This is a genomic window from Collinsella sp. OM07-12, from assembly GCF_003438275.1.
Taxonomy (GTDB): Bacteria; Actinomycetota; Coriobacteriia; order Coriobacteriales; family Coriobacteriaceae; genus Collinsella.
In genome coordinates this window covers 65,123-87,096 of sequence record NZ_QSTQ01000001.1, presented here as the reverse complement: position 1 = coordinate 87,096, position 21,974 = coordinate 65,123, and the positions used below count along the sequence as shown (strand labels likewise).

Annotated in this window: 20 protein-coding genes; 3 read left to right on the top strand and 17 right to left on the bottom strand. The window is 60.4% G+C overall.

What is annotated here, in order from left to right; all coding sequences use genetic code 11:
• Positions 1 to 10: 10 nt before the first annotated feature.
• From DXB98_RS00410 to pyrR, 4 genes are all read right to left on the bottom strand, one after another.
• Entirely contained in the window at positions 11 to 778 is a 768-nt protein-coding gene (locus DXB98_RS00410) for a dihydroorotate dehydrogenase electron transfer subunit (protein ID WP_117742738.1), read from the bottom strand.
• A gap of 116 nt (positions 779 to 894) precedes the next feature.
• A complete protein-coding gene (locus DXB98_RS00405; RefSeq protein ID WP_117742737.1) occupies positions 895 to 2,184 on the bottom strand; it encodes a dihydroorotase in 1,290 nt (429 codons plus the stop codon).
• Positions 2,168 to 3,112: an aspartate carbamoyltransferase catalytic subunit gene (locus DXB98_RS00400; protein WP_035138537.1), complete on the bottom strand. Its 945-nt coding sequence runs from the start codon at positions 3,110 to 3,112 to the stop codon at positions 2,168 to 2,170. Before DXB98_RS00400 ends, DXB98_RS00405 begins: the two co-directional genes overlap by 17 nt.
• 4 nt (positions 3,113 to 3,116) lie before the next feature.
• On the bottom strand, positions 3,117 to 3,701 hold the full coding sequence (gene pyrR, locus DXB98_RS00395; RefSeq protein WP_117742736.1) for a bifunctional pyr operon transcriptional regulator/uracil phosphoribosyltransferase PyrR: 585 nt from the start codon (positions 3,699 to 3,701) through the stop codon (positions 3,117 to 3,119).
• 452 nt (positions 3,702 to 4,153) lie between these two features.
• On the opposite strand from pyrR, the gene rpmB reads away from it, so the two are divergent.
• The gene (rpmB, locus tag DXB98_RS00390; protein WP_022094725.1) at positions 4,154 to 4,342 is read left to right on the top strand and encodes a 50S ribosomal protein L28; all 189 of its coding nucleotides are present in this window, start codon (positions 4,154 to 4,156) and stop codon (positions 4,340 to 4,342) included.
• A 226-nt stretch (positions 4,343 to 4,568) separates the two neighbouring features.
• Here the strand turns inward: rpmB and DXB98_RS00385 are convergent, their stop codons facing one another.
• Positions 4,569 to 5,345: a transposase gene (locus DXB98_RS00385; protein ID WP_117742735.1), complete on the bottom strand. Its 777-nt coding sequence runs from the start codon at positions 5,343 to 5,345 to the stop codon at positions 4,569 to 4,571.
• A gap of 332 nt (positions 5,346 to 5,677) precedes the next feature.
• Between DXB98_RS00385 and adhE the strand changes: the two genes are divergently transcribed.
• Positions 5,678 to 8,326 carry a bifunctional acetaldehyde-CoA/alcohol dehydrogenase gene (gene adhE, locus DXB98_RS00380; RefSeq protein WP_117742734.1) on the top strand — a complete coding sequence of 883 codons (2,649 nt, stop codon included), beginning with the start codon at positions 5,678 to 5,680 and terminating at the stop codon, positions 8,324 to 8,326.
• Between the two features lie 88 nt (positions 8,327 to 8,414).
• Positions 8,415 to 9,179: an aminoglycoside phosphotransferase family protein gene (locus DXB98_RS00375; RefSeq protein WP_117742733.1), complete on the top strand. Its 765-nt coding sequence runs from the start codon at positions 8,415 to 8,417 to the stop codon at positions 9,177 to 9,179.
• 180 nt (positions 9,180 to 9,359) lie between these two features.
• Here DXB98_RS00375 and DXB98_RS00370 read toward each other — a convergent pair whose 3' ends face one another.
• The 12 genes from DXB98_RS00370 to trmFO all read right to left on the bottom strand — a co-directional run bounded on the left by DXB98_RS00370 (position 9,360) and on the right by trmFO (position 21,961).
• Positions 9,360 to 11,081: a proline--tRNA ligase gene (locus DXB98_RS00370; protein WP_233505041.1), complete on the bottom strand. Its 1,722-nt coding sequence runs from the start codon at positions 11,079 to 11,081 to the stop codon at positions 9,360 to 9,362.
• Positions 11,082 to 12,164, bottom strand: a complete 1,083-nt coding sequence (gene ispG, locus DXB98_RS00365; RefSeq protein WP_117742732.1) for a flavodoxin-dependent (E)-4-hydroxy-3-methylbut-2-enyl-diphosphate synthase — start codon at positions 12,162 to 12,164, stop codon at positions 11,082 to 11,084.
• 13 nt (positions 12,165 to 12,177) lie between these two features.
• Positions 12,178 to 13,539 (bottom strand): RIP metalloprotease, encoded by a 1,362-nt coding sequence (locus DXB98_RS00360; protein ID WP_117742731.1) that lies wholly within the window; start codon positions 13,537 to 13,539, stop codon positions 12,178 to 12,180.
• Between the two features lie 25 nt (positions 13,540 to 13,564).
• The gene (gene dxr, locus DXB98_RS00355) at positions 13,565 to 14,752 is read right to left on the bottom strand and encodes a 1-deoxy-D-xylulose-5-phosphate reductoisomerase (protein ID WP_117742730.1); all 1,188 of its coding nucleotides are present in this window, start codon (positions 14,750 to 14,752) and stop codon (positions 13,565 to 13,567) included.
• Positions 14,752 to 15,666, bottom strand: coding sequence for a phosphatidate cytidylyltransferase (locus DXB98_RS00350; RefSeq protein ID WP_233505040.1), 915 nt, complete (start codon positions 15,664 to 15,666; stop codon positions 14,752 to 14,754). Before DXB98_RS00350 ends, dxr begins: the two co-directional genes overlap by 1 nt.
• A 2-nt stretch (positions 15,667 to 15,668) precedes the next feature.
• Entirely contained in the window at positions 15,669 to 16,463 is a 795-nt protein-coding gene (locus DXB98_RS00345) for an isoprenyl transferase (RefSeq protein WP_117742729.1), read from the bottom strand.
• A gap of 1 nt (position 16,464) precedes the next feature.
• Positions 16,465 to 17,001 (bottom strand): ribosome recycling factor, encoded by a 537-nt coding sequence (gene frr, locus DXB98_RS00340; RefSeq protein ID WP_006236112.1) that lies wholly within the window; start codon positions 16,999 to 17,001, stop codon positions 16,465 to 16,467.
• A gap of 2 nt (positions 17,002 to 17,003) precedes the next feature.
• Positions 17,004 to 17,726 (bottom strand): UMP kinase, encoded by a 723-nt coding sequence (pyrH, locus tag DXB98_RS00335; protein WP_117742728.1) that lies wholly within the window; start codon positions 17,724 to 17,726, stop codon positions 17,004 to 17,006.
• A 117-nt stretch (positions 17,727 to 17,843) separates the two neighbouring features.
• Entirely contained in the window at positions 17,844 to 18,713 is an 870-nt protein-coding gene (tsf, locus tag DXB98_RS00330; RefSeq protein ID WP_117742727.1) for a translation elongation factor Ts, read from the bottom strand.
• 45 nt (positions 18,714 to 18,758) lie between these two features.
• On the bottom strand, positions 18,759 to 19,487 hold the full coding sequence (rpsB, locus tag DXB98_RS00325; RefSeq protein WP_006236109.1) for a 30S ribosomal protein S2: 729 nt from the start codon (positions 19,485 to 19,487) through the stop codon (positions 18,759 to 18,761).
• Positions 19,488 to 19,706: 219 nt separating this feature from the next.
• Positions 19,707 to 20,603: a tyrosine recombinase gene (locus DXB98_RS00320; protein ID WP_117742726.1), complete on the bottom strand. Its 897-nt coding sequence runs from the start codon at positions 20,601 to 20,603 to the stop codon at positions 19,707 to 19,709.
• A gap of 20 nt (positions 20,604 to 20,623) precedes the next feature.
• Positions 20,624 to 21,961 carry a methylenetetrahydrofolate--tRNA-(uracil(54)-C(5))-methyltransferase (FADH(2)-oxidizing) TrmFO gene (gene trmFO, locus DXB98_RS00315; protein ID WP_117742725.1) on the bottom strand — a complete coding sequence of 446 codons (1,338 nt, stop codon included), beginning with the start codon at positions 21,959 to 21,961 and terminating at the stop codon, positions 20,624 to 20,626.
• Positions 21,962 to 21,974 lie beyond the last annotated feature (13 nt).

Sequence of the window (21,974 nt, the reverse complement as noted above, 5' to 3'; positions counted from 1 at the left end):
ACGGTACCCACTAGAAGACCACCACCTTGGAAGCATCGAACACGGGGCCGCACATGCAGGCGCCCTTCATACCGTCAACCGTCTCGACGTTACAGGTGTTGCAGGCGCCAAAGCCGCAGCTCATCATGCGCTCAAGCGACACCTCGCAGTACACACCGGCCTCGGCGGCAGCGGCGGCGACCTTCTTCATCATGACGGCGGGACCGCAGCTGGCGACATAGTCGTAGCCACCCTCGCCAAGCAGCTCGGCGGCCGGATCGGTGCAAAAACCATGCGTGCCAAGCGAGCCGTCGTCGGTGCATACATTAACCGTGGCGCCCAACGCGCGGAACTCATCGATACCCACGGCCTTGGACGCGGTGCCAAAGCCCATGCACACGTCGACGGCCACACCCTGCTCGGCAAGCATGCCCGCCAGGCAGAGCACGGGCGGGACACCGATGCCGCCCGCCACGAGCAGCGCCTTCTTGGCGCCCTCGGGCACCAGCCAGCCGCGACCGCCAGGGCCCAGCAGGTTAGAAGTGGAACCAGAGGCCATCTGCGACAGACGGCGGGTGTCGTCGCCCACGACGGTGTACCACAGCTCGACGGTGCCGGCCTGGGCGTCGGCGCGATAGAAGCTCAGGGGCACGCGAAGCAGCGAGGACGCATCGCCGGGCACGGCGATGTTCACAAACTGACCGGGCTTGAGCGCACTTGCAAGCTTGGGGGCCGAGATTACGAGCGAGAAGATGCCCTCGGCGATCTCCTGGTTCGAGACGACCTCGAAGTCGTGCATGCGTGCAGTGGAAGGTGTGGGCATAGACGCTCCAATCCCCCATGCGGTTGCATGGTCAAAACGAACAGAAAGCGCGGCACCGCAAGGGCACCGCGCACAAAAGCGATAAGGCTATGCTAGCAGATGCAGCCGTCGGCGAGCGTCTGCTTACCGCCGACAAACACATCGGTGGCACGACCGGTGAGCGTGCGGCCGGCAAAACCGGAGTTCTCGGCGCGCGACTCGTAACCGTCCTCGCCGACCGTCCAAGTGGCGGACGTGTCGAACACGGTCAGGTCGGCGACGGAGCCCACCTTGACCTGAACCTGGTCGAGGCCCAGGATCTCACGCGGTTTGATGGCCATGAGCTCGACCATGCGGCCCATGCTCATCTTGCCCGTATTGACCAGCTCGGTGAGCACGAGCGACAGCGAAGTCTCGAGGCCGATCATGCCAAAAGGTGCAAGCTCGAACTCGCGGGCCTTCTCCCACGGGGTGTGGGGAGCGTGATCGGTGACGATAACGTCGACGGTACCGTCGATGACGCCCTGACGGATGGCCTCGGCGTCCTCCTCGGTACGCAGCGGCGGATTGACCTTGAGCGAGGTGTTGTAGGTCTCGTCCAGGTCGTTCTCGGTCAGGAACATGTGGTGCGGGGTGGCCTCGCAGGTAACCTGAACGCCAGCGGCCTTACCGGCACGCACGATCTCCAGGCCATGGGCGGTTGAGATGTGCTGGATGTGCAGCTTGGCACCGGTCAGCTTGGCAATCTCGATGTCGCGGGCGATCTGGAGCTCCTCGCCGGCAGCCGGCCAGCCCTCGAGAGCCAGACGGGTCGAGACCTTGCCCTCATTGATCTGGCCGTGGCCGACCAGGTCCTCGTCCTGGCAGTGGCTCATAAAGACCTTGCCGAACATCTTGCCGTAGTCCATGCAGCGGCGGAGCATGCCCGCGCCCTGCACGCCGCGACCGTCGTCGGTGAAGGCGACGGCGCCGTGGGCGACCATATCGCCCATCTCGGACATGGCCTCGCCCTTAAGACCGCGGGTCATGGCGCCCGACGGATAGACGCGGCAGTGACCGACCTCGGCAGCACGGGACTTGACGAATTCCACGACGGTGCCGTTATCGGTGACGGGATCGGTGTTGGGCATGGAGCACACGCCGGTAAAGCCGCCCTTGGCAGCTGCGCGGGTGCCGCTCTCGATGTCCTCTTTGACCTCGTAACCGGGCTCGCGAAGGTGAACGTGCATATCCACCAGGCCGGGGACGAGGTACTTGCCGGAAAGGTCGCGGACCTCGGCCCCCTCGACGGCGAGATTCTCGCCGACCTCGGCGATCTTGTCGCCGTCAATCAGGACGTCAACGACACCGTCAAGCTCGACGGACGGGTCGACGACGTGGGCATTCTTAAGAAGCAAGGCCATTATCGGCACCTCCAAGCAGCAGATACAGGATAGCCATACGCACGCAGATACCGGCGTAGACCTGCTCCAGGATGACGGAGCGTTGCGGGTGGTCGGCCATATAGGAGTCGAACTCGACGCCGCGGTTGATGGGGCCCGGGTGGCAGATGATCGCATCGGGCTTCATGAGCTTCTCGCGATCCTTGGTCAGGCCGAAGAGCTTGTGGTACTCGCGAATGGTCGGGAACGGGGCGCCCTCGAGGCGCTCCTGCTGCACGCGCAGCATGTAGACGACGTCCAGCTCGGGCAGGACGGAATCGAGGTCACTCGTCACGTGGTCGCAGCCCAGGACCTCGGGCGCCGGCGGCAGCAGCGTGCCGGGAGCGACGGCGTAGGTCTCGCAGCCCATGATCTTAAGGGCGGGGATCAGCGAGCCGCAGACGCGGGAGTGCGCGATATCGCCGACGACGGCGACCTTCAGACCGTGGAAATCACCCTTGTGCTCCCAGATGGTGTACAGGTCGAGCAGGGCCTGCGTGGGATGGTTGTGCTTGCCGTCGCCGGCGCAGATGACGCTCGCAGGCGAGTTCTGCGTGACGATATAGGGAGCGCCGGCGTGCTTGTCGCGCACGACGATGCAGTCGATCTTGTAGGCGTTGAGGGTCTCGACGGTGTCGACGAGGCTCTCACCCTTGACCGTAGAGGTCGAGGAGCCGCCGAAGTTGAGGCTGTCGGCCGAAAGACGCTTCTCGGCAAGCTCGAAGGAGCTACGGGTTCGCGTCGAGGGCTCGTTGAACATGTTGACGATGGTCTTGCCCTTGAGCGTGGGAACCTTCTTGATCGCACGCTCGTTGACCTCGGAGAACGCCTTGGCGGTCTCGAGGATGAGCTTGATGTCCTCTTCGGAGTACTCGGTAATGTCGATCAGGTGCTTATGATTGAACGCCACGGTACTACTCACCTCCCAGCGGCGCGGAGCCCACGCGGGAACCCGGCGCGACGTCGTTGATCTCGACGGCGGTGTGGCCGTCGACTTCTTTCATATATAGGTGCACGTTCTCCTCATGCGACGAGGGAACGTTCTTGCCGACAAAGTCCGGCGAGATGGGGAGCTCGCGGTGGCCGCGGTCGACGAGGACCGCCAGCTCGATGCGGCTCGGACGACCCAGGTCCATGACGGCGTCGAGAGCGGCGCGGATGGTACGGCCCGTATACAGGATGTCGTCCACCAGCACGACGCGTTTGCCGTCGACGCTAAAGGGAATGTTGGTGGCGTGGATCGCGGGAGCGAAATTGGTAGCGTAGTCATCGCGGTAGAAGCTGATGTCGAGGCTGCCGAGCGGAACGTCGACGCCCTCGATCTCCTTGATCTCCTCGACGAGCTTCTTTGCCAGAAGGTCGCCGCGCGTGACGATGCCGACCAGAGCGAGGTCTTCACAGCCCTCGTTGCGCTCGAGAATCTCGTGCGCGATGCGGGTCATAGCTCGATTGACGGCGGTCTCGTCCATGATGACCGCCTTGGGGGAAGTCGTGCCCATCGATCTCCTTCCTCACATGTCTTGACTGCTGACACAGTCAAAAAAAATAGATGCCCGACCGCTTAAAGCGGACCAGACACCCACAGGAAGGGCTGCTCTTTGGCAGCTATGTAATTCCATGTGGGTATCTCGTACCCCTTTAATGGTCAAGGTATAGTGTAGCCAACCTCGAGCGTAATTGCGAGCATAAATACAAAGCAATCCATAAACGGGCGCAGGCGCTCCATAAACCTATATATATTTGTGGGACGAACTTGAAAACCTCGGTTCGAGCTGGCATAATCCCCTCTGCTGCACGCAAATCGGATCTACGTCCAGGGCCGTGGCGTGCGCACTATCGCCAAAAGAGGAATATCTCTGTGTAGATTGCGCACAGGGAGCGACTTCTGTGCTATAGTTCAGGCTTGTTTGTTAACGCGACATGTTCGTTTGTCGCCCAAGGAGGGTCAGTTATGTCCAAAGTTTGCGAAGTTTGCGGTAAGCACCCCGTTGCCGGTCGCTCCATCAGCCACTCTCACCGCGTCACCAACCGTAAGTTCCGCCCCAACATCCAGCGCGTCTACGTCGTCGTCGATGGTCACCGTCGCAAGATGAACGTTTGCTCCACCTGCCTCAAGTCCGGCAAGGTTGCGCGCTCCTAAATAAGGTCTTACCAACAAGTACCTCGGACTCTCCGGGTCAAAGACCTCGCGTTCACATAGAACTTACCAAGGGCGTCCTCCCCTACGGAGGGCGCCCTTTTGCACTCATTGGGGACAGACTTACATAAGTGTTTTCACGCATTGGGGACAGACTTAGATGAGCGCTTTCCTAAGCTCGCAGCGCATCGATGAACTCACGGCGTTTCGATCGGCCCCAATCCATACCTCACGCCGCCTCTTTCCAGCCTGTGGTGGCCTTGGTTACGCTCGTAGCGCCGATACCGGTGATACGGGCAATTTGCTTGACCGTGAGATGCGCCCGCCTGAGCCTCAGCAGACACGCATCACGTTCGGGACGAGGCAGGGCCTTGAGCAGCGCAGGATCTATGCTCGGCAACACTTCGTGCGCGACGGCAAGGGCATCCTCATCGGGGATCCGCCGGCGTGGAAGAACCCCCACTGACCAGATGCGCCCAGCAACTTCCTTGAGATGCTCGCAATAGCAACGGGAGCCTCCGACAATATCGAGCATGGGGGCCGCATCGCAGATATCAAAGGGATCATAGCCCAGCTGATATGCCTTGTAGCTTGACCAGCGGTATGCCTCGAGTGAGTCGAGCGCACCTTTCACGGGATTGAGATGAATATAGTCGAGCAGCTGCACCGCCTGCGTGTCCGTCTCAACAGCGACCCGCGAATAGCGATTGTCAAACAGATGGCCCGTTCTTCCCGTTTTCCCATTGAAATACTTAGCATACGCCGTCAGTGCGCACTGCATTGCCTTTGAAAGGTTGTCATATGGGTCATCAACCATCAAATGGAAGTGGTTGTCCATAAGGCACCAAGCCAACACCGCCACTTTATGACGCGCAAACCTGTCCGAGATGTCCGATAAGAAACGATAACGGTCGGAATCATCTTCAAAAATAATCTGTTTGGAGTTGCCACGGTCAAAGACGTGGTAATAGCCGGTGAGCGAAACGGCGCGGGCACATCGGGGCATAGCCTCTCCTTTCAAAACTGTACAGGCAACACCTAAAAGGAGAGACGCAACGCGAAATGCTGAGCCTGTAACCTATTTATATCCAATGAGCGGCAATAACAGGCCCAGAACGGCAAAATGGCAAAACGATGTCTGTCCCAAATGAGTGAAAGCACTCATGTAAGCCTGTCCCCAATGAGCGGGGCGATGCAGCAGAAAGATTGTTTTAGTTGAAACGTTTCATTTTGTTGAAGCGTTTTAGTGTGCCTTTTACAGGAATCTTGCCACTCACCGAATTATTTATTGCTATCATGCAAGGCGTAGGGTAAATCTCCGATCGCAAGGAGACACAAATGGTGAAAAAGTCACCGGAAAACACTACTCCCGCAATTGTGGACAATGTAGAGGCGCTTGAGGCTAAGCTCGCTCAGATGCGAGAGGCCCAGGCGCTTTTTGCTACGTACACGCAGGAGCAGGTCGACAAGATCTTCTACGAGGCCGCCATGGCCGCCAACAAGGCTCGTATCCCGTTGGCGAAGATGGCCATCGAGGAGACCGGCCGCGGCGTTCTTGAGGACAAGGTCATCAAGAACCACTACGCCGCAGAGTACATCTACAACGCTTACAAGAACACCAAGACCTGTGGTGTCCTGGAGCGCGACGAGGCCTACGGCATCACCAAGATTGCCGAGCCCATCGGCATCGTGGGCGCCGTCATCCCGACGACCAACCCCACCTCCACCGCGATCTTCAAGACGCTGATCAGCCTGAAGACCCGCAACGCCATCATCATCTCCCCGCACCCGGCTGCCGCCAAGTGCACCATCGCCGCCGCCAAGCTCGTGCTTGACGCCGCCGTCAAGGCCGGCGCCCCCGAGGGCATCATCGGCTGGGTCGATGTCCCCTCCATCGAGCTAACCAACATGGTCATGCGCGACGTCGACATCATCCTCGCCACCGGTGGCCCGGGCATGGTCAAGGCTGCCTACTCCTCGGGCAAGCCCGCCCTGGGCGTTGGCGCCGGTAACACCCCGGTCATCATCGACGACACCGCCGACGTGCTGCTCGCCGTCAACTCCATCATCCACTCCAAGACCTTCGACAACGGCATGATCTGCGCTTCCGAGCAGTCCGTGACCGTCATCGACAGCATCTATGACCAGGTTAAGGCCGAGTTCCAGAAGCGCGGCTGCTACTTCGTCAAGCAGGGTGCCGAGATGGAGGCCCTGCGTGGCGCCATGTTCAAGAACGGCGCTCTCGATCACCGCATCCCCGGCATGGCTGCCGCCAAGATCGCCGAGCTCGCCGGCATCGAGGTTCCCGCTAAGACCAAGATCCTGATCGCCGAGGTCACCTCCACCGATCCGGCCAAGGAGGAGTTCTCCCACGAGAAGCTCTCCCCGGTCCTGGCCATGTATCACGCCAAGGACTTCCAGGAGGCCGTCGACAAGGCCGAGCACCTGGTGCTCGCCGGTGGCCCGGGCCACACCGCCTCTCTGTACGTGCACCCCGCCCAGGCCGAGAAGATCAGCCTGTTCGAGCACGTCATGAAGGCCTGCCGTATCGTCATCAACACCCCGTCTTCGCATGGCGGCATCGGTGACCTGTACAACTTTGGCATGAAGCCGTCTCTGACCTTGGGCTGCGGCTCCTGGGGCGGCAACTCCGTCTCCGAGAACGTTGGGGTGAAGCACTTGATCAACGTTAAGACTGTGGCCGAGCGCCGTGAGAACATGCTGTGGTTCCGCGCTCCCGAGAAGGTCTACTTCAAGAAGGGTTCCACGCCCGTCGCTCTCGACGAGCTCGGCACCGTCATGGGCAAGAAGCGCGCCTTCATCGTCACCGACCAGTTCCTCTTCAAGAATGGCAACACCCGCGCCATCGAGGCCAAGCTCGACGAGATGGGCATCGCCCACGACTGCTTCTACGACGTCGAGCCCGATCCGTCGCTGCAGTGCGCACGTCGCGGCGCCAAGCAGATGGCTCTCTTTGAGCCGGACGTCATCATCGCCGTCGGCGGTGGCTCCGCTATGGACGCCGGCAAGATCATGTGGATGATGTACGAGCACCCCGAGTGCAAGTTTGAGGACATGGCCATGGACTTCATGGACATCCGCAAGCGTATCTTCACCTTCCCCGAGATGGGCAAGAAGGCCTACTTCGTCGCCGTCCCGACCTCTTCGGGTACCGGCTCCGAGTGCACGCCGTTCGCCATCATCACCGACAAGGAGACCGGCATCAAGTGGCCGCTTGCCGACTACGCGCTGCTCCCCAACATGGCTATCGTCGACGCCGACAACTGCATGACCGCCCCGCGCGGCCTGACCGCTGCCTCCGGCATCGACGTCATGACCCACGCCATCGAGTCCTATGTCTCCATCATGGCTTCCGACTACACCAAGGGCCTCTCCGAGCGCGCTGCCAAGCTCGTCTTCGAGAACCTGCCCTCCAGCTTCGAGAACGGCGCCAAGGACCCGCACGCCCGCGAGGAGATGCACAACGCCTCATGCATGGCCGGTATGGCCTTCGCCAACGCCTTCCTGGGCCTCAACCACTCCATGGCCCACAAGCTCGGCGCCTTCCATCACCTGCCCCACGGCATCGCCAACGCCATCATCCTGACGCGCGTCATGCGCTACAACGCCGCCGAGGCTCCCGTCAAGATGGGCACGTTCTCCCAGTATCCTTACCCCAACGCGCTGCACAACTACGCCGAGATGGCCAAGTACTGCGGCATCGAGGGCAAGGACGACAAGGAGGTCTTCGAGAACTTCATCACGAAGCTCGAGGAGCTCAAGGACTTCATCGGCGTCAAGAAGACCATCGCCGACTACGGTGTTGACGAGCAGTACTTCCTCGACACCCTCGACGAGATGACCGAGCAGGCATTCAACGACCAGTGCACCGGCGCTAACCCGCGCTACCCGCTCATGAGCGAGATCAAGGAGCTCTACCTGGACGCCTACTATGGCCGCGAGCCCCAGGACTACGCCGTCTGCTAGTCTTTAGCACGGTTATTTGCGGCGGGGGTGCACGGGTGTACGCACGCCCCCGCCGTTGCTTCTATCGCATCGTTGAAAGGATGCAATCATGCTGCTTCCCGATTCCAAGACCGAGCTCGTCCGTCGTGGCAACAAGGTCGTTTACGACCTGGGCGACAAGATTGTCAAGGTCTTTAACGAGACCAAGCCCGTCTCCGACGTGTTCAACGAGGCTTTGAATCTTGCCCGCATCAATGAGTGCGGCATCCGCAGCCCCAAGGCGCTCGAGGTTTCTCAGCTCGAGAACGCCAACGGCTGGGCGCTTGTGACCGAGAAGGTTACTGGCACCACCCTCGCCGACAAGATGGCTGCCGAGCCCCAGCGCTTTGGTGAGTACCTCGAGATGTTCGTCGACCTCCAGATCGAGATCCATGGCTACACCTCCCCGCTGCTCAACCGTCAGCGCGATAAGTTCGCCCGCATGATCGACAGCCTTGATCAGCTCAATGCCACCACGCGCTACAACCTTCAGGAGCGTCTGGACGGCATGACCAAGGAGTTCAAGGTCTGCCACGGCGACTTCAACCCCTCCAACGTCATCGTTGGCGACGACGGTCAGCTGTACGTCTGCGACTGGGCACATGCCACCCAGGGCTCCCCTGCTGCCGACGTTGCCACCACCTACCTGCTCTTTGCCCTCAGCAGCAAGGACCAGGCCGAGGCCTACCTGGAGCTCTACTGCGACCGCGCCGACATGCCTATGCAGGTCGTGCGTCAGTGGACGAGCATCGTCGCCGCTTCCGAGCTCGCTCGTAAGCGCAACGTGAACGATGAGTTCCTTAAGAACTGGATCGACGTCGTCGATTATCAGTAATATCTGAGCGATTTATTTCGCATCGGAGGCACAAAAGGGAAACCCCGCAGCTCGCATGGGCCGTGGGGTTTTCCTTTTAGATATCGAGGATGCCACAAGATAATAGGATGGCCCCACATCTCCCCAATCTGGAGAAATGCGGGGCCGCCCCGTATATCGAACTACAAGCGAATTCGCCGATTAACGGCGGGCAGCCTTAACAAGCTCGGCAACCTTGGCGACGATCTCGTCAATCGCCACGTCCTCGCGCTCGCCCGTGGCACGGTCCTTGAGCTCGACGGTGCCATTCTTAAGGCCGCGTTTACCAAGCACGACCTGATACGGGAAGCCCATGAGGTCGTTGTCGGCAAACTTAAAGCCGGGACGCTCATCGCGATCGTCGACGACGACCTCGATACCCTCGGCGCACAGACCGTCGACGATCTGCTCACAAACGGTAGCGCACTCCTCCTTCTTGGGATCGAGCGGAATCACCGCGACCTCGTACGGGGCAACGGAGACCGGCCAGACGATACCGTGCTCGTCGTTATGCTGCTCCACGACGGCAGCGAGCGAGCGGGACACACCAACGCCGTAGCAGCCCATGATGAGCGGCTTCTCCTTGCCATCCTCGTCCATAAAGGTGGCACCCATGGCCTCGGAATACTTGGTGCCCAGCTGGAACACCTGGGAGACCTCGATACCGCGAGCAGCAGAGAGCGGCTTGCCGCAGTGCGGGCAGGGATCGCCTGCAACGACGGTAACCAGGTCGGCCCACTCGTCAACGGTAAAGTCACGCTCGGGGCAAGCGCCGGTAAAGTGATAGTCAACCTCGTTGGCGCCGCAGGCCCACTGCTTAGACTCACGCAAGCTCTCGTCGCACACCAGACGGATGCCCTCGGGCAGGTTAACCGGTCCGATAAAGCCCTTATGCAGACCGTAGGTCTGGAGTTCCTCGTCGGTCATCATGCGATAGCCCTTGCCAAAGACGTGCTCGGCCTTGCAGTCGTTGAGCTCATGATCGCCCGGGACAATGGCCACGACAGGCTTGCCCTCAGCGTCGATGAGTGCCAGCGACTTGCGCGTGCCGTTCTCGGGGAAGCCGAAGAACTTTGCAACGGCCTCGATGGTGCCCATGCCCGGGGTCTCGACCTTGGTGAGCGTACCGTCGCCGGGGCCCTCGGTCACGACGACCTTGGTGCTTGCCGCCTCGTCGTCGGCAGCAAAGCCACAATCGTCGCAGTAGACCAGCGAAGCCTCGCCGGCGTCAGCAAGAGCCATGTACTCGACGGAGGTGTCGCCACCGATCTCACCGGAATCGGCGACAACGGGCAGAGCCTTGATGTAGCAGCGCTCGCAGATATTGGCGTACGCCTGCTTCATCTTGTCGTACTCCTCCTGCAGACTCTCCTGCGTAGCGGAGAAGCTGTAGGCGTCCTTCATGATGAACTCGCGACCGCGCATCAGGCCAAAGCGGGGACGGAACTCGTCGCGGAACTTATCCTGGATGTGATAGAGATTCACCGGCAGCTGCTTGTAGGAACGCAGTTCATTGCGTACCAGGGCGGTCACGGTCTCCTCGTGCGTGGGACCCAGCACAAACTCGCGGCCGTGGCGGTCATCAAAGCGCACGAGCTCCTTGCCATAGGCATCGATACGGCCGGACTCACGCCACAGCTCGGCATCGACCATAATGGGCATCATGAGCTCCTGGGCACCGGCAGCGTCCATCTCGTCACGCACGATATTCTCGATCTTGCGGATCGAGCGCCATGCGAGCGGCAGATAGGAATAGAGACCGGCGGCCTCCTTGCGGATCATGCCGGCACGGAGCAGCAAGCGGTGGCTGGCGAGCTCAGCGTCGGCCGGATCCTCTTTGAGCGTCGGAGCATACAGCTTAGACATATACATTGCTCGAGTCATTTATTTCTCCTCAATTAGCTTGTCGACCTCGGCCATAAGCGCATCGACAATTTGGTCCTCAGCTACTTTACCAATGATCTGGCCGTGCGAAAAGAGCAGGCCCTGACCTCGTCCACAGGCAACCCCCAAGTCGGCATCAGAAGCCTCGCCGGGGCCATTGACCGCACAGCCCATCACAGCGATCGAAAGCGGCGCCGAATAGTTCTTAAGCCGCTCGGTGACCTCCTCGGCGATTGCGATGAGATTGACCTGGCAGCGCGCACATGTGGGACACGAGACAATCTCGGGGCCACGGCGACGCAGGCCCAGCGACTGCAGAATACCCCAAGCGACCGGCGGCTCCTCAACCGGATCGGCCGTAAGCGAGACGCGCATGGTATCGCCAATGCCCTCGGAGAGCAGGATGCCCAGTCCCACCGAGCTCTTTATGGTGCCCTGCAGCTTGGTCCCCGCCTCCGTCACGCCCAGGTGGAGCGGAACATGCGGTATCTCGCGCGACAGAGCGCGATAGGCATCAAGCGTTGTTGCCACGCTATGGGCCTTGGCGGAAAGCACGATGTTGGTAAAGCCGCGGTCCTCAAAGTGCCGCACAAAGCGCTCACTCGACATCACGAGCTTCTCGGGCTGCGTAAGCTCGTCGCGCTCGGCGATATCCTGCTCGAGCGAGCCGGCGTTGACGCCGATACGAATCGCACAACCCGCGGCGCCCGCAGCATCGATCACCGCATCGACCTTAGCCCAATCGCCGATATTACCGGGATTGATGCGCAGCTTGGCGGCACCAGCCTCGACGGCGCCGATGGCGAGCTTATGGTTAAAGTGAATATCTGCAACGATCGGCACTGGGGACTCGGCACAGATGGTACGGAAGCCCTCGAGCGCGGCCTCGGTGGGTACACTCACGCGCACGATATCGCAGCCCGCCTGCGCCAACGCGCGAACCTGCCCAAGCGTTGCCTGAGCATCGGCGGTATCGGTGCAGGTCATAGACTGGACCACGACCGGCGCGCCGCCGCCGATCTGCAAGCCGCCCACATGCACGGGGCGCGTCAGCTCGTGCGGCAAAGAATGGGATAGAGACAATCCAAGCACTCCCCTACAGAATAAATCGAAGGATGTCGGAACGAAGCATATAGACAAACAGCAATGCGAAGAGCGCGACGCCCACATAGCTCACGATCGTCTGGACCTTGAGCGGCAGCTCGCGGCCAGCAATCTTTTGAATGATCTCAATTAGCAGCTTGCCGCCGTCGAGCGGCGGGATGGGCAGCAAGTTCATAAAGCCCAGTGAGAACGAAATGAGCGCGGCAAACGACAAGAACGTGATGGGACCGGCAGCAGCTGCCTGCGAGGACATGACGCTAATACCCACGATCGAAGAGGACTGATCGAGGATCTCCATCGTATGCTGCGGCTGGAGCAGGCGCATCACGCCCTCCGCTGTCTGCGCAACATACGAGAAGGAAAGGCGCGCCGAGGTGATGGGGTCCAAGCGGACCACCTGCGTAGAGGCATAAACGCCCAGACGTTCATCCTCTTTGAGTGCGACCGAGGTCGAGCACTGCTTGCCATCGCGCTCATACTCAATAGCAATATCGTCCTTACCGGCGGCCTTACCGATGGCATCGTAGACGTCCATCCAAGTGGAACATGAGACACCGTCAACCGAAAGGATCGCATCACCGGACTCGATACCCGCCCTGGCGGCAATAGACCCCTCGTCAACCTGACCGATCACGTTGGTATCGATCGGCACGGTGACACCCGCAATGGAATAGATACTCATAAGGAGCAAAAAGCCCGTCAAGATATTGACAATAATGCCCGCGAGCAGCATAAAGGCACGCTTGAGAAAGCCTTGGCCAAGATAGGTGTGCGAACGTTCTTGCGCAAGGAACTCGGCCTCGCCGCACGGCAGCTCCCACACATCGCCCTCGGCAGTTGAATGTTCGCGATCGAAACGGCGACCGTCAAAGGTGGTATAGCCTGCCGTGTCTCGCGGCAGCGTCTGATACTTGGTGGGATAGTAGCTCGGCGAGGGCTTCTCCCCTTCCTCATACCAGGGTGCGATGGAGCCCCAGCCCAGCAATAGGGCGCATGCCTCGAGCACATCCTCCTCGGAAAGCTCGAGCTCGACAGCAAGATCGGCCACGGTCACGCGACCATGACGATAGATAGCCGCGAGCACGCGATCGGCGCACGAGACGTCGGTCGGGTCCATACCGCAGATGGCAGCGTAGCCACCCAGCAGCAGCGGGGTCACGCCAAACTTGGTTCCAATGCGACGCGACGTGTAATGGATGTCAAAGCGGCACGGCAGGCCCAAAAAGAACTCGGTCACACGGACGCCGCAGGCACGAGCCGCCAAAAAGTGGCCGCCCTCGTGCAAAAACACGAGGACGGAAAGCATCAGCAGGCCCCAAAAGACCGATGAGAGAACGCTCAGAACAGTATCCATAAAACGAAAAAGCAATCCTTATGGGTTAGGAACGGGTTGCGACGAGCACCTGCGCAGCCTTTTCACGCGCCCACGCATCGATGTCGCGAAGCTGCTCAAACGAATCGACCGCCTGAATATCGTGGGCATCCATGCAGGATTCCACAATGCGATCGATATCGGTAAAGCTGCAGCCATCGTGCAGGAAGGCATCGACGGCGACCTCGTTGGCGGCATTGAGCACGCACGGCATGGTGCCACCCGTCTTGCCGGCACGCTCGGCCAGTGCCAGACAGCGGAAGGTATCCATGTCGGCAGCATCAAACGTGAGCTGCGCCAACTCGCGAAAATCGATACGAGGCGCCGGGGTATCCCAACGCTCGGGATACGAGAACGCGAACTGGATGGGAATACGCATGTCGGAAGCACCGAGATGCGCCATCACGGAGCCGTCGGCGAACTCGACCATAGAGTGAATCTTGGACTGACGCTGCACGACCACGTTAATGAAATCGAGGTCGCAGTTAAACAGATGCATGGCCTCAATACGCTCCAGGCCCTTGTTCATGAGGGTAGCGGAGTCGATAGTGATCTTGGCACCCATGGCCCACGTGGGATGTGCGAGGGCATCGACACGCGTCACGCAATCGAGCTCGTCGCGCGTGCGGCCAAAGAACGGACCGCCCGAGCAGGTGAGCCAAATACAATGAGCCTCGCGCGGGTTCTCCCCCAGATAGCACTGGTAAATGGCGGAGTGCTCAGAGTCGACCGGAATAAGCTGGCCCGGTTGCGCCAACGGCATAAGCAAGTCGCCACCGACGACGAGGGACTCCTTGTTGGCAAGAGCAAGGCGCTTATTCGAGGTCAAGGCCGCATGGCTCGCCTCAAGACCGGCAGCGCCCACAATAGCGACAAGCACGCAGTCGACATCATCGCGACGCGCGAGCTCGCAAACCGTCTGCGCGCCAACGCCGAGCTTCGTTCCCTCGGGCAACTCCTGCAGCACGGCGTCATCGCCATGAGCGACATCGGCCACGGCAACCGCCGGAACCGAAAACTCGCGGGCAGCGGCAACGAGCTCCGAGGTGCTGGAATTAACGGACAGCGCCGTCACCTGTAGGCGATCGGCATGCTGGCGGCACACATCGAGCGCCTGGGTGCCGATAGAGCCCGTACAACCCAGGATGGCAACACGGAGGCGTCCATCGGGGCCATACGTCGTCTGGAATGACATTACAGCACACCTCCGATCATCAAAAGCAGCTGCGCGGTAATGCAGCCAAAGATAAGCGAGTCGCTACGGTCAAGCATACCGCCATGGCCCGGGATAAGATTGCCGGAATCCTTGACGCCCACGCCACGCTTGATGCGTGACTCGATGAGGTCGCCGATAACGCCCAGGACGGACACGACCACGCCGCACAGCAGCGCATAGGGCAGGCTGAGCTTGTAGAAGTGCGTCGCCCACAGGATGAGCCAAATCAAAACCGAGCCCAGGATGCCACCAACAAACCCCTCCCAGCTCTTTTTGGGAGAGATCTTGGGAACCATCTTGTGCTTGCCGATACGGCTGCCCACGATATAGGCAAACGAATCGGAGACCCAAAGGGACGCGCAAACGCCCACCGAAAGCAGAGCGCCGGCAAAACCGGGCACGGAATCGCGCAGCAGCACGATAGCCGACAGCATAAAGCCAGTGTAGATGGGACCCATGAGCGTCACGGCCACATCAGAGATGCGGGTACGCGGCGACCAGACATACCAAATGCCCACCGCGAGCATCAGGGCAAAAAGCAGGGCATTCAACAACATCGAATCGCCCAACGCCGACAGCGGAAAGAGCACGGCGGCAGCGATACCCATACGCTCGTTCGCCATCTTGCCATCGAGCCTTGTCATACGGAAAAATTCATAGCAGCATAGACCGCTCATGACGGAAACAAAGATGGCCGTGGGCACGATACCCAAAACCAGGCACAGGATAAAGACGACGGCGTAGACGATACCGGCGGCGGCACGGGTAATAAAGCCCGCCAGCCACGAACCGGTGCCGCTCTTCGCTGCAGGCGCTCCCGCAGCGGCAGCTTTGCGCGCAGGCGCCGCGGAAACTGGCGTCTTGGGAGCAGATGCCTTGGGACGATCGGACACGATTAAGCCTCCTCGGTCTTACTCAGTCCACCAAACCTACGGTCACGGCCCTGATAGGCCAAAATGGCGTCGACAAGGCCCCAGCGATCAAAGTCGGGCCAATAGGTATCGGTGACGTAGAACTCGGAATAAGCCACCTGCCACAGCAGATAGTTCGAAAGGCGCAGCTCACCAGAGGTGCGAATCACAAGCTCAGGATCGGGAAGACCGGCGGTATAGAGGTGGGAAGCAACCATGTCATCATCAATTGCGGCAGGATCGATCTCTCCGGCGGCAGCGTCGAGCGCAATCTGACGGACAGCGCGGGTAATCTCGGCACGCGCGCCGTAGTTGACGGCAAGCGCCAGCGTCATACCGGTGTGATCGGCGCACTCGGCAAGACCGCGTTCAAAAACGTCGCGGGTCTTCTTGGGCAGCGCGGAAATGTCACCCAAAAAGACAACGCGCACGTTTTCGCGCTTCAGAAGCGGCAGCTCGTCGATAAACGTCTTGGCAAACAGATGCATCAAGACGTTGACCTCATGCTGCGGGCGGTTCCAGTTTTCGGTAGAAAACGCATAGGCAGAAAGCACGTCGACGCCCAGACGCACACAGGCAGTAATGATCTCGCGAAGGGAGACGATACCCGCCTTGTGGCCCTCAGTGCGTGCAAGACCGCGCGACGTGGCCCAACGACCGTTGCCGTCCATGATGCATGAGATATGATGCGGAATGTTATTGAGGTCAAGGTCGGAAAAACCGACGCCCGCAGGGGCGTCGGCAAAGTACTCGACCAGTTTATGCTCGTCGTATTGCACCTTAGATCTCCATGACCTCGGCTTCTTTTTCCTTCAGAAGCTCCTCGACCTTGGCGACATACTCATCGGTGTGCTTCTGGACCTTAGCCTGCTCGCGACGGACATCGTCCTCGGTGAGCTCCTCATCGCGCTCGAGCTTGTTGTTGAAGTCGCGACGGATGTTACGGATAGACACCTTGGCCTGCTCAGCGTACTCGCGGCACTCCTTGACGAGCTCGCGACGGCGCTCCTCGGTGGGAGCCGGGAACGGCAGACGAACGACGGTGCCATCGGAGTTGGGGGTAATACCCAGATCGGAAGCGCCGATGGCCTTGACGATAGCGTTGATGAGCGCCTTGTCCCACGGCTCGATGAGCAGCATGTGGGCCTCGGGGGTCTTTACAGCGGCAACCTGCGTGACCGGCGTGGGAACACCGTAATAATCGACGGTGATGTCGGACAGAATGTTAGCGTTGGCGCGACCGGTACGGACCTTGGAGAAGTTATGCTTGAGGGACTCGAGCGACTTGTCCATGTGGGCGGTGATGTTCTCTGCCATGCTTAATCCTCCTGATAGACGAGCGTGCCGACGGGCTCACCCGAAAGCGCGCGCTTGACGGTGTCCTCGCCATCGATGTTGAGGACCAAAAGCGGCATACGGTTATCCTGGCAAAGTGCCGTAGCCGTGGAATCCATAACCTGCAGACCGCGGACGAGAACCTCGTGATAGGTAATCTTGTCAAACCGGACGGCGTCGGCACACTTGACGGGATCCTTGTCGTAGATGCCGTCAACCTTGGTGGCTTTAATCAGAATCTCGGCGCCGATCTCGCACGCACGAAGAGCCGCGGCGGTGTCGGTCGTAAAGTACGGATTGCCCGAACCGGCGGCAAAAATAACGACGTTGCCCTTGGAAAGGTGATTGATGGCGCGACGGCGAATATAGGGCTCGCAGATCTCGTTCATCTGGATAGCGCTCATCACGCGGCAGGGAACATCGTTATGCTCGAAGGCATCCTGCAGGGCAAGCGCGTTCATAACGGTTGCCAGCATGCCCATGTAGTCGGCCTGAGCACGCTCCATGCCACCGGCAGCGCCGGCCATGCCGCGGAAAATATTGCCACCGCCGACAACGACGCCGACCTCATGACCAACGGCGAGCAGCTCCTTGACCTGCTTGGCAAGATGGTCGGTAACCTTGGGGTCGATGCCATATTGGCCGTCGCCCATCAGTGCTTCGCCGGAAAGCTTCAGAAGCACGCGTTTATATCGGATGTCGGACAAAGCGATCCTCCTTTAATTAGACTTTTAATATGATAACAAAGGCTTAACAGGGAGCCATGAAAAAGCAGGCTGTGAGTAAAACCCACAGCCTGCTCATTACCAGCTACAAGAGCTTATTTACTCGCCACGAACCAGACGGTCAAAGGCAACGACGGTAATGGTGTCGCCGAGCTCCTTGGAGACCTGCTCAGCGTACTTCTTGATGGTGAGGGAGCTGTCCTTGATGAACTCCTGCTCGGTGAGCACGGACTGCTTGTAGAACTTCTCCAGACGGCCGACAGCCATCTTCTCCTGGATAGCCTCGGGCTTGCCGGACTCGGCAGCCTGAGCCATGTAGATCTGCTTCTCGTGCTCGACGGTCTCGGCCGGAACCTGATCGCGGGTGGCGCAGATCGGAGCGACGGCGGCAACCTGAAGGGCAACGTCGTGAGCGAAGGTCTTGAAGGACTCAGCCTGAGCGGTCTCGGCCTTCTCGAAGGCGAACTCGACGAGAACACCGATCTTACCACCCATGTGGATGTAAGAAGCGAGCGCGCCGTTCTCGGCCTTGCGGGCGGCGAAACGGGAGATCTTCATGTTCTCGCCCATGATGTGAATCATCTCGGTGAGCTCGGAGGAAACGGTCTCCTCGCCCATCGGCTTCTCGAGCAAAGCGTCGACGTCAGCAGGCTCGGTGGCAGCGACAACCTCAGCGACCTTGGAAGCAAAGCCGGTGAACTTGGCGTTGGAGCCAACGAAGTCGGTCTCGCAGGAGAGCTCGAGCAGAGCGCCGGTCTTGCCATCCTCGGAGACGAACGCGGCGACAGCGCCCTCGTTGGTCTCACGGCCAGCCTTCTTGGCAGCCTTGGCAAGGCCGTTCTTACGCAGAACGTCGACAGCGGCGTCCATGTCGCCGTCAGCCTCGACGAGAGCCTTCTTGCACTCCATCATCGGGGAGTCGGTCATCTCGCGGAGCTGCTTGACCATAGCGGCGGTAATCTGGGCCATTGTGGTTCCTTTCAAAGAGATGAAAAAGAATTAACTAAGACTGATTTACTCGGCCTTGGGCTCAGCGGCCATCTCGGCCTCGGAGACCTGCTCCTTGCCGGAGCCAGCGAGGCAGGCGTCAGCCATGAGCTCGCACATAAGGGTGACAGCGGAGATAGCGTCATCGTTGCAGGGGATGCCGTACTCAACCTCGTCGGGATCGGAGTTGGTGTCGATCAGAGCGACGACGGGGATGTTCAGGCGCTGGGCCTCCTTGATAGCGTTCTCCTCGCGCTTGGTGTCGATGACGAAGAGAGCCTGGGGCAGACCCTTCATGTCGCGGGCACCACCGAGGTTGGTCTGGAGCTTGGTGAGCTCCTTGCCGAGCACAGCCTGCTCCTTCTTGGGGAGCACTGCCATGCGGCCGTCCTCGACCATGGCCTCGAGCTCCTCCATGCGGTTGATGCGGGAGCGGATGGTGACGAAGTTGGTCAGCATGCCGCCGAGCCAACGCTGGTTGATGTAAGGCATGTTGGCGCGCTCAGCAGCGTTCTTGACGGCCTCCTGAGCCTGCTTCTTGGTGCCGACGAACAGCACATTGCCACCCTTGGCGACGTTCTTGACGAAAGTGTAGGCCTGGTCGGCGTCGAGGATGGTCTGCTTGAGGTCAAGGATGTAGATGCCGTTGCGCTCACCGAAGATGAACGGCTTCATCTTGGGGTTCCAACGACGGGTCTGGTGACCGAAGTGGCAGCCGGCCTCGAGCAGGGTGCGGATATTAATCTTGGTAGCCATGTTAAACCTCCTGTGGTTTGCCTCCGCGCGGGGTCATCCTCCAAAACCAACCCGGACATGTGCTACCAAAGCCCGGGCACCACGGTATGAAGTAGCCGCGCGTGCGTGATAAAAACATGTTGCCGTGAAGCAACCCGATGAATGATAGCAGGAATGCTTCTTCCTGCCAACCCGCAATCAAAACCACACACCTGATTGCGGCGCGGGACGTCCCAGCCACTATTCGCCTCGGGGATGGGCTTGAGCCACGGCACGTTTGAGCCGATCGGGCGTGAGGTGCGTGTAGATCTGCGTCGTGGACAGGCTCGCATGACCCAGCAGCTCTTGAACCGAGCGCAGGTCCGCACCGCCCTCGAGCAAGTCGGTCGCAAAGGTATGGCGCATCGCATGCGGGGCGATATCGGCAGGAATGCCGGCAAGCGCCGCGAGCATGTGGAACCGCCTCCTGAGCATGGCGGCACTCATGCGGTTTCCACGTGCCGAGACAAACAGCGGATGCAGGCCGCTCGCACTCTCGCTTCGCTTTGCCTGTGCAAGGAGCTCCGGCCTCCCTTCCTCTATATAGAGACGGGTCGCCTCGAGAGCACGCCGATAGAGCGGCACGATACGCTCCTTGCTCCCCTTGCCCCAAAGCCGCAGCGTTCGCTCGGACCAAGCAATGGACTCCATATTGAGTGCCGCAAGCTCCGAGATGCGCGCACCGGATGCATAGAGCAGTTCGAGCATCGCCGCATCGCACAGTCCCGCGGGAGTTGAGGTATCGGGGGCTTTGAGGAGCGCCTCCACCTGTTGGTTAGTCAGCACACCGGGCAGATCACGCGGGAGCTTGGGCGAGGAAATTGCCGAGACCGCATCGCCCTCAACGATCCCCTCTGCCGCCATCCACCGATAAAGTGAGCGAATGGCAGACAAGTGCGCCGCAAGGGTCCGAGCCGCCACCTGGTCACGCGACAGCTCGGCCAAATAGGAGCGAACCGTCCGTACGTCGGCGGCACGCGCATCGACGCCTTCGCGTTCGCACCATGAAGCGAAACGCTCCAGCCGCGAAGCGTAGGCGGTCACCGTGTTGGGAGCGAGCCCTTCGACGCGAGCAATATAGGCGATGAACGAGTCGATGGTGTCGTACAGGTCAAAGGCTATGACCGGTCGCCTCCAAACAGATCGGGGCGAGTGGCCAGATAGGCATCCAGGGCCGTGAGGGCACGGTCCGCGTAGGCCTGGTAGCGGTCGCGCTTGCTGCGGCGTTTGCCGTCCTCGAGCGGTGGCACGAGGCCAAAGTTGACATGCATGGGCTGGTAGCCCACGGTGGCAGGATCGGTCGCATAGCCCACGAGCGCACCCAGGGCGCCCACACGCGGCAACTCGACGCCCGCGGCACCGATAGCCTCGGCATAGGTGTTGAGCGCCGCGAGCAGACCGGTCGCCACGGCCTCCATATAGCCCTCGGTGCCGGTGATCTGACCGGCCAGGCGCACGCCGGTACCGGGCACGGCAAAGGTGCCATCGAGCACGTGCGGGGCGTCGACAAAGGTATTGCGGTGCATGACACCGTAGCGGAAGAACTCGGCGTTCTCCAGACCCGGCACCATATGGAAGACACGCTTCTGCTCGCCAAAGGTCAGGTTGGTCTGGAAGCCCACCAGGTTATAGGCGGTCTTCTCCTTGTTCTCGGCACGCAGCTGAATCGCTGCCCAGGGGCGACGTCCGGTACGCGGGTCGGTGAGGCCGACGGGCTTCATGGCGCCAAAGCGAATGGCGTCCTTGCCGGTGCGAGCAACCTCCTCGGCAGGCTGGCATGCCTGGAACAGATCGCCGCCCTCAAAGTCCTTGAGCACCACGCGGTCGGCCGTGGTAAGCGCCTCGATAAAGGCCTCGTACTCTTCCTTGTTGAGCGGGGCATTGAGATAGTCGCCGCTCCCCTGTCCCTCGTAGCGCGACTGCGAGAACAGCACGTCCATATCAAGCGTGGAGGCATCGACGATCGGCGCCGCGGCATCGAAGAACGCAAGGGCGTCGCCACCGACGAGCTTCATGACCTCTTCGCTCAGCGCCGGCGAGCACAAGGGGCCGGCGGCAATGACCACGTGACCCTCGGGAATCCGCGTGACCTCGCCGTGAATGATCTCGATATTGGGACGGGCGGCAACCTCGGCCTCGACAAGCTCGGAAAACTTGACACGGTCGACCGCCAGGGCACCACCGGCGGGAACAGCCGCGCGACGGGCGCAATCGAGCAGGACCGAGCCCATGCGCTCAAGCTCGGCCTTCAGCAAACCAGCCGCAGAGTCCGGACGGGTCGACTTAAACGAATTGGAGCAGACGAGCTCTGCCAGGTGATCGGTATGGTGGGCCGGGGAGCTCACCTGGGGGCGCATCTCGCACAGCTTTACGGCGAATCCGCGGTCTGCCAGCTGGATCGCGCATTCCGAACCCGCCAAACCGCCACCAATAACCGTCACCTGATCAAACAGCATCTGCAAACACCTT